Here is a 12,664-nt window from a genome sequence, read left to right as displayed (position 1 = left end):
GTTAGGTTTTTGATTGGCTAAAAACCTTGAAATTACGTTAACTTTTGGTCACGCTATGGTTCACAGTTTGGTCATACAAGGAGTAAAATCACATTGAGTTAGACCAGACCATTACAAATGCCTTCAATGCAGTAACTAAAAAAGACATTATTGGATGGTTCACCCACTGCTGTTACTATATTGCACCCAACTGAGAACCGCTATAGTAAATACATTTATACGCCAAAAGATAGGAGTGTTTCAGGGGTAAAATCCCCATGTTGGGTGCAAATGCCGAGGTATGATCGCATGACTGCAAATGTTCCTCTACATCAAAAATTCAGGGACACTAATATTAGTCAAGACCCCCGCATAATATTTGAAAATAACTTCTGGAGAATTACCAACCTACCGCGCCACTTGTTGTACTGGGACACCACGCTCTAAACACTCTGTGATGAACGTGTGCCGAGCGTTGTATGGCGGTCGATATCGTGCTATTTTCCCCTCTTCTACAAGCTGACTAACCACACCTTTGTAGATTTTCTTCCCAGACCTACAGCCTCTCCACCTCTCCACACCTGGTATGTAAACTTACTAGCATCTATCAAGCCACCACGCAAAGATGGGAATACAACGCCGTCATGGGCTAGCTCGTTGGGGCGAATATCCAAAAGTAAATTTTTTAATTGTTCGTTACATGGAAATCGCCTAGATTTATGAGTTTTGGTGTCTTTACGAATTTTGAACCGTGTGTCATAACTTTCAACAATTAGAATCTCCGCACAATCAGTTTTAATATGGTTCCATTGAAGTGCGATTGCTTCACCGGGACGACACCCAGTCAAGAACAGGAATTTTACAAACGAGACATAGTGCTTGTACTGGTTGTGCGCTTCAAATGCCTGGATGATGCTGTTCATCTCACCCTTATTGAAAGGGTCAATGGCATTAGGAGCCTTACTTTTTGACTGCTTAACATCAGCCGCTAGACCATCGAAAGGATTAGTGGGTAGCAGATGTGATCGCACAGCCCATCGACAGCAGGCGGATATATATGTGAGGACACGCTTAGTTGTCTCTGAAGAGAATTTAGCCAAAAGATAATCTCTTATCTCTATAGCATTCCGAACATCTTTAGTTGGGAGCGCTCTAATATGGTTAGTGAACTTCCGAACGTAATCCTTTTCGTAAGTTGTTTTAGCTAACTGCGATCGCATAAATTCGCAGTACCTACCCCAAAGCTTGTCTAGGTTCCAAACCCAGTCCTGGGCTTGCAATAAAGGAGAACCCCCAGTCTTATATTTGTTCAAAGTCCAATCTAAAACGCCTTTGGCTATATCCTCTTCTATCGCCCATGCAACGACCTGTGCTTTTTTCTGATTCTCTGCCGTTGAAACCAATCCAGTGCTGAAATATCTGGATGCACCTTTAGCTACACAAGAGGGAAGCCTTATGCGAAAAAAACCACGGAAAGATTCAATACCAACTGTGCCCTTTGACACTCTACTCACAGTAAAACCTCGCAAAAATAATGATAGCTAACAGAAGAGAAACAGCTATCATTCTCTAACGAGGATTTGGTATATCCCTGTAAGAATTTATTGAAAAAGCCTATTTTGCCAAGGTTTGGGACTTACCCCTCACTACCTCTTAGAACTTTTGCAGACCTCTGCCTTACCACTTGGCTATGCCGCCACAGCAAAATATCCTGAACTACTTTAATGTTGCTAAGGTATTTTAGTAGCCATTTAGTAGTCATAGGGCGCTAGTTAAACCATGATAGCATAGGATTCTGAGGTAGAGATAGTAGGTTAACTGGATGTTTTTGGTAGTTTTTAGGCGATCGCTAAAAGGTGGCGATTACAAGTTGACCAAACCACAAACTCTCTTGGCAGATTAAAAATTTTGGGTTGTAACTCCTCACTCCTAACTTGTTACACCTTTACTTCATCGGCAAAACTACCCCAACGGAGAAAGTGAAATGGACCGGCGATAGAACCCCAGAGACGTTCATCGGTGTCTAAATCCCTTCCCCGGTCGAGACTGAAAAATTCTTTAGCGTCAATCTCAAATTCGTTATCTAGATAAGTATTTTTGCCGTCGCGAAACACTATGCAGCCTTTACCAGGTTCAACTCTGCCTTTGAAACTTTTTCCTGTCCACTCTACAATCATGTTGCAACCTGACATTTTTTCTAATTGGTCAACAGACAACTCTTTGAGGCGTTCGGGTTCACGAGATGCACCGTAAAATTTTTGTTCTTCTTTAACGGTGTAATGTTCAATCGCAATGTGGTTTTCTGCCGGAATTAACTTCATTACCCGCATCCGGTAGGGTTGATTGAGCATAAAATCATAAGCTTGTTCGAGAAACAAACTTACCCCTGAGAACAATTCTAAGGGGAGGGGACGGATACAGACGCGGATATGAGCATAAAAAGGCGGATTTTCAAAAGCTTGTTCTTGATTGCTAAAGTCAGCTGCCATCCAGCGGGCTAAAGTGGCGATATCAGTAGAATGAGTCATTACAAAACGATCGACTAGTTACTTAAATATTATCTAGGATTATTTTGACACTCCCCTGACTCAAAAATCCTGGCTGCGATCGCAATTTTTAAATTACATCTACGATAGATGCTTTAACTGGAGAAAATTAGTCTGCTTCAGTACAAGTTAAACTGCTGACATCTTGCGCCTAACAACTTAAACTCGTTAAGCATTTATTTTGGCAAAATTTGCACACTGCTTATTATCTGTGTGCTGAAGCCATATAGCTTTCACATAAGCTTTTCTTGTAAAGCTGGAGAAAAGCTGGAGAATAGTTAGTCAATAATAGGGGATGGGATAATTGCTAATTATCTCATGCAATTCACTCAAGGTAAAGTAAAGTACCCATGCTCAGGCACTTAATTGCGATCGCTACTGCCACTACACTCTTTAGCAATTCCTTCGCACTGGCAGAGAGTAAACCGCCGAAACCACCCGATCAATTTCCTCCCAGTCCTTTAGAGATTACCACACCCGATCCACTGTCACCACGTTCGCCCAAGAATAAACAGCCGTTAACGCCCCAAGAACGGCAAAAGTTAGAACCAGCGTTAGATGCATTAAATCAAGAAGCGACGGCGAAACTGCAAGCAGGTGAACCGATTGCGGCGTTTGAAATTTGGAACCGAGAATTACGTTTGCGGCGCTTTTTAGGTTCATTAGCAGAGGTGCAAGCATTATCACGAGTTGGGGCGATCGCTTGGAAGCAAAACAACAGCCAAGAAGTACAATATATTACGCAACGATTGCAAGCAATTCAAAAGCAAGCCCAATCTCAGAAAAAAACTACCCCAATCGATTTAGAATTGTGGCGATCGCTGGGTGAAGCTTACAAAAATGTGCGCTCGTCTAAACTGGCTATAGAAGCTTATGATCAAGTTTTGCTAGTGGTACGACAACAACAAGATCGAACAGCGGTATTAGAAACCCTCAAAACAATTGGAGAACTGCATTTGAGTTGGTTTGATTATCGCAAAGCTGCGCCAATCTACGAAGAATTGTTGAGTTTCGCTACTTCTCAAGGCGATCGCGTCAACGAGCTAAGATATCTGCAACAGCTGGCTTATATTTACGAGCAGACAGACCAACCGCAGCAGTCATTGAATGTACTTAACAAACTAACAGAAATTTATAGCAATGAAAATAATCTTACGGAAATATTAGAATTGAAGTTAGCGATCGCTTCAGATTACGAATCTCTAGCCAAAAAAGATCCTAATTTACTGCTAGAAGCTTTTAACAATTATCAAGAAGCTTATACCACTGCTTGGCAATTAAGGGAATACGTTCGTGCTGGTGATGCTTTGCAGAAGTTAATTGCGCTGTATCGTTCTCAAGGACAAACACAAGAGGCTTTGCAGGCTAGCGACATTCTGGTGCAGATACAAGCGCAAGCCGCCAACTTTTACGGAATGATGCAAGCTTATGACCAAATTGGGCAATTGTATCTAGAACGCAAAGAATTTCCTCAAGCACTAACAGCTTTTCAACAAGGGTTAAAACTGGCGCAACAACTCAAACATCAAGAAGCATACTTTACTGGACAAATTGAAAAACTGTCGAAAGCAAATTAATTGAAATTTCTGCGATCGCTTAACATAAAAATACCCGCCACGCTTACTACAAGGTGAAAAGCTATGTCAGAAACTACCCTAGCTGCACCAGATATTCAACTCCCACCCACTCAAGCAGAATTACCCGATGATGACGGTATTCCGATGGAAAGCGCGCGACACAAAGCCCAGATGGATTTGCTGATAGATGCTCTGATACCTTGGCTGGAAGAACGAGAGGATGGGTTTATCGGCGGTAATATGTTTGTTTACTACAGTCTGGCCCAGGTGCGAAACAAAGACTTTAAAGGGCCAGACTTTTTTGCTGTGTTGGGAGTCCCGAAAGGAGAACGTCGCAGTTGGGTGGTTTGGGAAGAGGAGAAAGCACCAGATGTAGTTATTGAGTTGCTTTCTGACAGCACAGCCCAAGCAGACAAAAATGAGAAAAAGCTAATTTATCAAAATCAAATGCGTGTGCCAGAATATTTCTGGTATGACCCTTTTAACCCTGATGATTTGACTGGTTTCTCTATTGAAAAAGGAGCTTATCAATCTATTGTAGTCAATACTCAAAATCAGTTAGTGAGTCAATCTTTAGGGTTAGCATTACAGTTGTGGCAAGGAAGTTATAAAGGTATTGATGCTACTTGGTTACGCTGGGCAAATTTGGCAGGGGAATTGCTACCAACTCCTGAAGAAAAGGAACGTCAAAGGGCAGAACAAGAAAGCCAAAGGACAGAACAAGAACGCCAAAGGGCAGACAAGGCAGAATCGCAGTTATTACAAACTGCACGTAACTTACTTGAATCTGGGATGACAGTAGAACAGGTAGCGAGGTTAACAGGTTTGAATGTATCTGAGATAGACACTGAAAAGGATGGATGATTTGTGGAATTTGTTTAAGTGATTGCTCCACCAACGTAATCATACAAGCGATCGCTAATCAATATCAATCCTGTTTTAAAATCCTGATACTAGTTCGTAGTGAGGGCTTCAGCCCTCATTTGAGGACTTTAGTCCTCACTACATGTTAATGAAAGAAAAGCGATCTGTACCGCCCTTAGCTATTGTATAGGGAAGGTAATAGAAAAAAATTCCATCGTTGTGTAGACAGAGGAAGAATCTGATAGTCGTATTCCTGATATTTTTTCAGTAGTTCAAATGTCAACTTAAACACAATATATTAGTACGAAAGTCTTCTTTGAGAACTATTTATAAATATTGGCAAATATTATTTGTATTACTAAATATTTCTTGCAATATTTATAAATTTAGTGCATGCTTCAGAAGTTGATAAAATCCAGAAAATTTTTTAGAAAAATCGTAATTTTAAACTTGATTGTGATAATACGTTTAGGTAACTCAAACCTGTTTATCCTAAACTATTAAAGTTCCCCGTACTAAACATGAGTAGAGTCAATGACTGCTTCATCACCAGAAAATTCAATCAGTTCATCAAGTACTCATACTTTAGATATAGCTAGGCAAGAGTATCAATATAACTACATCCATATACCATCTATTGCGATGCTAGATCGGCTTTCTATCGCCGAAGAGTTCACTACTAACTGGTATTTTTTATTAGCCCAGCAGTTACGAGTTGTGTTTATCAATACCTTGATTGTTAACAGAGGCAATCAAGGTTCTAAATCGATTCGTGATGATGTCGCAAAGTTTATTTTAGAAGCCTTGCTCAAGGGGGCAGTACCAGTTAAAATCAGCATTCTGGCAAGAATCTTGCAAATTATCCCTCAGTTTTTGCTCAATGGCATATCCAAGGATCTTAGAGAACTTGACGATCTTTTTTATTCTATTTTGAAAGAAAATGGACTTGTGATCCTCAGAGATGCTCTAAATAGGATAATTAACCTTCTATATGAAGGACAGCCTACAGGACATGCAACCAGTCTCAAAGACTACGAAAATTTGTTTCCAGTGATTGGTGTACCAGCGATCGCTAAAACCTACCAATCAGATGAAGTATTTGCCTACATGCGAGTAGCTGGCTACAATCCAGTCACGATTGAGCGAGTAACGACTCCAGGCGATCGCTTCCCAGTCACAGACGAACATTACCAAGGAGTAATGGGAACTGACGATTCATTAGCAGCAGCCGGACTTGAAGGCAGGCTCTACCTAGCTGACTATAAAATTTTAGATGGTGCGGTCAACGGTACATTCCCACACGAGCAAAAATATCTCTATGCTCCCCTAGCACTGTTTGCCTTACCCAAAAGCTCAGATCCCACCCGTCTATTGCGTGCGATAGCCATTCAATGCGGTCAAACCCCAGGCCCAGATTATCCGATTGTTACCCCTAACTCCGGTAAATACTCTTGGCTTTTTGCCAAAACAGTAGTCCAAATCGCAGATGCCAACTTCCACGAAGCTGTTACTCACCTAGCAAGAACTCACTTGTTAATTGGTGTTTTTGCGATCGCCACCGCTCGACAACTGCCACTCACCCATCCTTTAAGAATTCTACTACACCCGCATTTTGACAGTACTTTAGCAATTAACGATGCCGCTCAACGTATTCTCATAGCTCCAGGTGGTGGTGTCGATAGATTACTCTCAGCATCAATCGATAACTCTCGCGTTTTAGCAGTACTAGGATTACAAAGCTATGGTTTCAATAATGCCATGTTACCCAAGCAATTCCAACAGCGCGGTGTAGACGATCCTAATCTATTGCCTATTTATCCTTACCGGGATGATGCACTACTAGTCTGGGATGCCATTCATCAATGGGTTTGGGACTACCTGAACCTTTACTACATCACGGATGAAGACATTCAAAAAGACACAGCCCTGCAAGCGTGGGCAGCAGAAATCTCAGCTTACGATGGTGGTCGCATCCCCGATTTTGGCGAAGATGGGAGCATTAAAACGCGCAATTATCTAATTGATGCCATTACGCTGATTATTTTCACTGCCAGTGCTCAACACGCTGCGGTTAACTTTCCGCAAAAAGATTTGATGGGCTACGCCGCAGCGATTCCATTGGCAGGTTATTTACCAGCCTCAACTCTCAAAAGAGAAGTTACTGAGCAAGACTACCTGAATTTGCTCCCTCCCTTAGATCAGGCACAACGGCAATACAACATACTCAGCTTGTTGGGGTCTATGTACTATAACAAGCTGGGCGATTATCAGCAAGGATACTTTACAGACCAAAAAGTAAAACCATTGTTACAAGCATTCCAGAGTCATCTTCAGCAGGTAGAAGACACCATCAAGCAACGTAATTTGCAGCGTCCACCCTATGAATATTTGCTTCCTTCTAAAATTCCTCAGAGCATCAATATCTAAATTGGAAACAAATGCCCAATGCCCAATGACAAATGACTAAAAATAAATACCATGACACTTAAAGATAAAGTCCTCAAAGCTCACGATCGCCAGCTTTGGCTTGCACCTATACTAGCTAAAGTAGGTTACGACACTGCGATCGGCAAGTTTCTACGCTTGATTTTTTATTACATGGATGCGTCAATCATGCTCAACGCATGGCGAGACTTTCTCTACATCCGTAAGGACAATATTGGAGACAAGTATTTTGCAGTAGACCAAGCAATTATGCATTCCTCTCACTCCCAGGTAAGAGAACTAATGCAAACCCAACCACAACTGCGGGGAAATGATTTAGGTATCATCAGAATATTAGCTCCTAGCTACTTGCTTGATAATCCTTTGAGCTTGGGAACAAACGGTAACGAACACACAGGACTACGTACTGTAATCTTACAAGCCTTACCAGAACCGTCACAAAAAATAGACTTTTTAGGGAATCTAGTTGAGCAAAGGCTGTTAGAAGCTGCTAAACAAGGCAAATTACACATCGGCAACGATTTGCCAAAGATCATCCTGTCGATTTTGCATCAACTGGTTTTTCAGATATCTTTATCTGAGGAAGAAATCACAGCATCCGATAGTTACATTAAAGGTTTGGCTCTCGCATCCTTACCTAATTTTATCAGCAAGTATCTGCTAGCAATCTTAACAGCGCCAAAAATTCGGCATCGTCAATATTTAACTAAGCAATATAAACAATCAGTTTTCTGGCCATCTTACTTTCAAACAGGTACTCAGTATCAGTTGAACGAACACCAAATCGCTAATACCCTTTTCGATATGATTCATATCGCTGGTACTGCCGGCACAAGTGCGCTTTTGGGATCTGTGATTGGTGTTCTCTGCTTAGATAATACCCTTAGAAAGGATGTAGTATCAGAAATCAATACAGTCTGGAATGGCAAGAAAAGTCTAGATCCAGATGCTCTAGAAAAGTTAACACTTCTCAATCAAGTGATTTTAGAAACGGCTCGTCTCTATCCACCTGTACGATTTGTTAGCCAACTCACCACTGAAGCGGGTGAAGTTGAGATTGGAGAACAAAAATGTCCATTCCAAAAAGGTACTCGCTTGCTTGGCTCTATTCTTACAGGTAATCGGGATGCTAATAGATACCAAAATCCAGATGATTTTGACCTAACACGAAATTTTTCAGATATCTTATCTTGGAACGGCGCAGAGCATGAGCGAGCCTGTCCTGGTAAATCCTTATCAATTGGCTTTATCAAAATTTTCTGTTTACATCTGTTTCACAACTATCAATGGGACTCAATTACAGAAGTCAAGTGGGATTTTGAAAAAGTGACTGCCGTTACTCCTAACAACTTAGTACTACAAAGTTTTGCTCAACGACTGTGAGTAAGAGACTTCCAATTAAAAAAACATTCCATCGTAGAGGTGCACAGCTAACTGTGCGCCCATACCTCTTATGCTTGATTAAGTAAGCTTAAAGCAAGTGGCATTCCTGAATTATAATTTGGTAATTGTTCTAGTTTTTTGAGTTGATTTTACTCTTTTTCTAGTGTAAAATTACTCATCTTTTTTCTGACTCAGTTATTTAAAAATTTAGGTATTCGTTTAGCTGAAAGGAAGTAATTACAAATTATATGGCTGAATTAATTGAGAAAAAGCAACTTAATAATATTGCTACCTGGATGATTCCAATCAAAGAAACAAACTTACCATCTGTCCTGAAAGGCGTGTTTTTTATGGATGGCAATCCCCTGCCAGATACTTGCATTACTATGTATAATTTAGAATGGGATATACAGAATATAACTTTGCTTTTACCAGTCTTTGCACCGTTACAGTGGACTTTTCATAACTCGATTGCGGGTTGGATATTACTACGTTTAGTTCAATGGTTTCAAGTAAGTTACAAAATTCAGTTTGAAGATGAAACTTTGCAACAAGCTCAAGTCATACCTGTTTTCTTAGGAATACCAATTTCAAAATCGATTGTCAGTTTGACAATGTCCCAAGACAAAAATTCTCTCAATGGAGATGTTTGGCACAGAAAGAACGTTTGGTTCGGCGGACTTTCTCGGGCTGGTGAATATACTCTCCGTAGGGTTGTTGATCAAGATGGTTGTTATACTCCTACTTTTAACGATATGCTTACCAGAGTCCAAAATGAATGTTTAGTGATTGGACACCACTCAAATTGACCTAGCTCAGGTTGGTAAGCTAAAGCTTAAAGCCTTGAGAACCTATCAAGTAGTTAGCCATTATACGCGAATATCAAAAATTTAGTACCTTCATAAATGAACTCTGCCATCTTGCATATACCCATCTTTTGATGTGCTTGAAGTGATGCTTTGTTATTTGCCTTGATGAACAGTATTCCTTCCCGCTCTGGTAGAAAACCTTTTAACTTAGCAAACATCACCGCAGCAATACCTTGTCCACGCATAGTTTCATCAACACAAATGGGGCCATACAAGTAAGCATCTTTTTTACCAGGATAGGCTTGTAACATCACCTTTATAATTGGTAAATTAGCAGTTGTCTTTGACCAACTGAGTAAGAATCCTATAACTTGACCATCTTTACGGGCTACAACGCTCGGCATTTGAGAGATAGTCATTATCACAGCCTCTGGCTCAAGATGACCTAACAACATACCACCATGTTCTGCGTCATTGGCTTGGGCCAACTTGACGATTTCAGTAACATCATTGAGACTGGCACGGTCAATCACTACATCATTGAGACACATACCTGGTTGATAAAAATAGGAGAAAGACTTGGAGCAAAAGAATTTTCTTTTAGAAGAATAACAGAGACTAACAAAACCTATTTTTATGTTTTGTTACGTAATAGTTTAGCCCTAAGTTTCAGTACACAGCTTTAGCTCCAGAAAAACCTGCTGGGATTTGCACGACTTTAAGATTGACTACTTTACTTTATAAGCCAGTAGTCCTTAGCAGCGATCGCTTGGAACAGGCAGTACACTCTACTATGCCAAACCTTCCAAAGTGCGTAGGCGTAGCCCGCCGTAGGCATCGCTGTCTTTTTTGAATTTTAGATTTTGGATTGGGAATCGCTTTCTCTGTTTGGGTTCTATTAGTGCATCTGTCGTAATTATTTTTAAAATGGGTATAACTTAACAGTGATGCTTTGTCGATCGCTCTTCATTTTTATGCCCCAGGTATCGCTCCCCCAATCGTTCTATCCACACCTACCCCTCACCGCTCTTGCGCCCATGCAGGATGTGACAAACCTCTGGTTTATGAAGGTCATCGCCCACTACGGCAGTCCTGACTACTTTTTTACCGAATATTTCCGCGTCAATGATACCTCACGGCTCAATCGTAGCATTCTGGCAGCAATCACCGAAAACGACACAGGTCGTCCCGTTTTTGCTCAAATGATTGGCGAAAGCATTCCAGACTTAGTAAGAACAGCAAAGGAACTCTGCAACTATAATATCGCTGGAGTTGACTTGAACATGGGCTGTCCAGCACCTAGAATCTATCGCAAAAATGTTGGGGGTGGATTGCTGCTCTTGCCGGAAAAAGTGGATCGGATTTTGGGAGAACTACGGCAGGCAGTCAATGATCGACCTTTAACCGTCAAGATGCGTGTAGGCTTTGAAAATACAGATAATTTTTACAAAATTCTAGATATAATCAATCGCCACAACATTGATTTGCTCTCTTTGCATGGTCGCACGGTGAAAGATATGTACCACGGGGCAGTGAAATATGATTTGATCGCTGAAGCAGTCAGACGAGTTCATTGTCCTGTGCTTGCTAATGGCAATATCAACTCGGCGACAACTGCTGTTGAAGTGCTTTCTCAAACAGGTGCGGCAGGTGTGATGGTGGGACGCTGGGCGATCGGGAATCCTTGGCTTTTTAATCAAATTCGGCAAGCTTTGCGTTTCGAGCTGATCGCGCCCGTTCCTTTAGCGGAGGTACGCAACTATATTGATCGTTTATGGCAAACTCCCACAGCAGCAACTATGCCAGAGCGATCGCGCGTAGGCTACCTGAAAATGTTCCTCAACTACATTGCCCTGAGTGTTGACACTGAAGGTCATTTTTTGCGGTTGATGCGACAGACTTCTACTGAGGCAGAATTGTTTAACCTCTGCGATCGCGTTCTCCTTACTGATTTAACAAAAACTTTAGCCCTAGCACCCTCCTTGAGTGTGTAATATCGTGTCCAGCTAAAAACTTGCCTTAACCGAACATTGTGGCGTTGTAGATTTGGCTGTGATTTATGGTAAATTCAACCGCTTGCGCGCACCAAATCGAAATAAGTTATCTGGCAATATTGCTTTTAAGCGAGGCAACCATTGTGCCTCATTGCCAACACGATAGCGTAATCGTGGCAACCGACTACGAGCAGCCAATAGAATCGTCTGTACAACTTTTTCAGGATCGTCGCCTTGTGCAATTGCTTGACTAACAGTTGAGCGAATCACATCGCGTACATTGTCGTAATCAGCGTAATTCAATGTGGGTGACAACATGGCGTGGTTGAAGTTGGTCTTAAAGTAACCAGGCTCAATTAAAGACACTTTAATATTGAAGGGGTCTAGTTCCACGCTCAATGCTTCGCTATAACCTTCAAGTGCAAACTTACTTGCACTGTAAAAACCTTGTCCTGGTGCGCCAATCAATCCCGCCACTGAACTGATATTAATAATATGCCCACTACGCTGCTGTCTCATAACTGGCAAAACAGCATTGCTAACCCGGACAACACCCCAAAAGTTGGTTTCAAAAACCTCCTTGGCTTGTTCTAAAGAAGTTTCCTCAATCATGCTGGCATGAATTTGTCCAGCATTGTTAATCAGTAAATCAATGTGATTAGTCCGTGTGAGCAACTGTTTGATACAGGATTGTACTGAAGACTCAGAGGTAACATCGAGTGTCAACATTTCCACATCTTGTAAAGTTGGATGTTCCTTGCGACTAGTACCGAAGACCCAGTAACCTTCTTGAGCAAACTTTTGAGCAGTTAGCTGCCCGAATCCAGATGATGCTCCTGTTACTAGCACGACCTTTTTATCAGTCATCGGTTCTCCTTTTGTTTGTGAATTTCTTGGTACTGCGATGGACTACACCCTGCCTAATAAAGCGATCGCGTTTTTTCTAAATCTTATTCGTTCATTATTCATTCTCAATAACAACATAATTTTAGCAGTCCTGCACTTTGTACCTTATCTACTTGAGAACTGCTGTATATGTTTTTATAGAAATTTCATCAGTAACACCA

Annotated in this window: 11 protein-coding genes; 6 read left to right on the top strand and 5 right to left on the bottom strand. The window is 41.3% G+C overall.

What is annotated here, in order from left to right; all coding sequences use genetic code 11:
• Positions 1-387: 387 nt before the first annotated feature.
• The 3 genes from V7K89_RS05935 to V7K89_RS05925 all read right to left on the bottom strand — a co-directional run bounded on the left by V7K89_RS05935 (position 388) and on the right by V7K89_RS05925 (position 2,507).
• The gene (locus V7K89_RS05935) at positions 388-510 is read right to left on the bottom strand and encodes a hypothetical protein (protein ID WP_335185238.1); all 123 of its coding nucleotides are present in this window, start codon (positions 508-510) and stop codon (positions 388-390) included.
• Positions 492-1,493: a site-specific integrase gene (locus V7K89_RS05930; protein WP_335185236.1), complete on the bottom strand. Its 1,002-nt coding sequence runs from the start codon at positions 1,491-1,493 to the stop codon at positions 492-494. Before V7K89_RS05930 ends, V7K89_RS05935 begins: the two co-directional genes overlap by 19 nt.
• 423 nt (positions 1,494-1,916) lie before the next feature.
• Positions 1,917-2,507 carry a chromophore lyase CpcT/CpeT gene (locus tag V7K89_RS05925; RefSeq protein WP_335185234.1) on the bottom strand — a complete coding sequence of 197 codons (591 nt, stop codon included), beginning with the start codon at positions 2,505-2,507 and terminating at the stop codon, positions 1,917-1,919.
• Between the two features lie 368 nt (positions 2,508-2,875).
• Here V7K89_RS05925 and V7K89_RS05920 point away from each other — a divergent pair, with 368 nt between their 5' ends.
• The 5 genes from V7K89_RS05920 (at position 2,876) to V7K89_RS05900 (ending at position 9,603) form a co-directional block, all read left to right on the top strand.
• Positions 2,876-4,102 carry a tetratricopeptide repeat protein gene (locus tag V7K89_RS05920; protein ID WP_335185232.1) on the top strand — a complete coding sequence of 409 codons (1,227 nt, stop codon included), beginning with the start codon at positions 2,876-2,878 and terminating at the stop codon, positions 4,100-4,102.
• A gap of 63 nt (positions 4,103-4,165) precedes the next feature.
• A complete protein-coding gene (locus V7K89_RS05915) occupies positions 4,166-4,966 on the top strand; it encodes a Uma2 family endonuclease (protein ID WP_335185230.1) in 801 nt (266 codons plus the stop codon).
• A gap of 534 nt (positions 4,967-5,500) precedes the next feature.
• Entirely contained in the window at positions 5,501-7,393 is a 1,893-nt protein-coding gene (locus V7K89_RS05910) for a lipoxygenase family protein (protein ID WP_335185228.1), read from the top strand.
• Between the two features lie 51 nt (positions 7,394-7,444).
• On the top strand, positions 7,445-8,794 hold the full coding sequence (locus V7K89_RS05905; protein WP_335185226.1) for a cytochrome P450: 1,350 nt from the start codon (positions 7,445-7,447) through the stop codon (positions 8,792-8,794).
• A gap of 248 nt (positions 8,795-9,042) precedes the next feature.
• A complete protein-coding gene (locus V7K89_RS05900; protein WP_335185224.1) occupies positions 9,043-9,603 on the top strand; it encodes a hypothetical protein in 561 nt (186 codons plus the stop codon).
• Positions 9,604-9,656: 53 nt separating this feature from the next.
• Here the strand turns inward: V7K89_RS05900 and V7K89_RS05895 are convergent, their stop codons facing one another.
• On the bottom strand, positions 9,657-10,154 hold the full coding sequence (locus tag V7K89_RS05895) for a GNAT family N-acetyltransferase (protein ID WP_335185222.1): 498 nt from the start codon (positions 10,152-10,154) through the stop codon (positions 9,657-9,659).
• Positions 10,155-10,577: 423 nt separating this feature from the next.
• Between V7K89_RS05895 and V7K89_RS05890 the strand changes: the two genes are divergently transcribed.
• Complete coding sequence (locus V7K89_RS05890; protein ID WP_335185220.1) at positions 10,578-11,597, top strand: tRNA-dihydrouridine synthase family protein; 1,020 nt, start codon at positions 10,578-10,580, stop codon at positions 11,595-11,597.
• Between the two features lie 63 nt (positions 11,598-11,660).
• Here V7K89_RS05890 and V7K89_RS05885 read toward each other — a convergent pair whose 3' ends face one another.
• Positions 11,661-12,464, bottom strand: coding sequence for an SDR family NAD(P)-dependent oxidoreductase (locus V7K89_RS05885; RefSeq protein ID WP_335185218.1), 804 nt, complete (start codon positions 12,462-12,464; stop codon positions 11,661-11,663).
• Positions 12,465-12,664: the final 200 nt, after the last annotated feature.

It is taken from the genome of Nostoc sp. (assembly GCF_036917515.1).
Classification (GTDB): Bacteria; Cyanobacteriota; Cyanobacteriia; order Cyanobacteriales; family Nostocaceae; genus Nostoc.
Note: the sequence above shows the minus strand (reverse complement) of the source record. Positions and strands in the feature narration are given on the sequence as shown.